The organism is Oleiphilus sp. HI0132 (assembly GCF_001635845.1).
Window position 1 is genome coordinate 1 of sequence record NZ_LWGJ01000307.1, and the last position, 496, is coordinate 496.

1 protein-coding gene is annotated in these 496 nt (G+C 50.2%); it reads right to left on the reverse strand.

From position 1 onward, the window contains the following. On the reverse strand, nt 1-496 hold a 496-nt coding region (locus tag A3766_RS03710; protein WP_197479285.1), incomplete at both ends, for a sterol desaturase family protein.

Genomic DNA, 496 nt, shown 5'->3' on the forward strand with positions numbered 1-496 from the left:
GCAAACGCTTCCATAAGCCCCCTTTGCGGGCCATGTCACGAAACATATCGCGGTACTCATGGCACCAATTGACGATCAAGTTATTGCTATAAACCGGGCGCGTAATGCCGTATTCCACTGGCAGCGTTTCTCGCTCTTCGACGAAAGTTCCAAACAGGCGATCGTAAATAATGAACACGCCGCCGTAGTTTCTATCGATGTATTCTGGATTGCGCGCATGATGCACACGGTGGTGGCTAGGCGTATTGAAAATAAACTCGATTACCGGATGCAACTTGCCCACCAATGTCGTGTGAATGAAGAACTGATAGACCAACGACAACGCATAACAAATGCCAATCCACACCGGATTAAAGCCCACCCATGCCAGCGGCAAATAAAACAGCCAGCCGCCGTTAAAAATATTGGTGGCGTTTTGGCGCATCGCCGTAGAGAAGTTCATTCGCTCAGACGAGTGATGCGTCACATGGGCAGCCCAAAACCAACGTACGCGGTG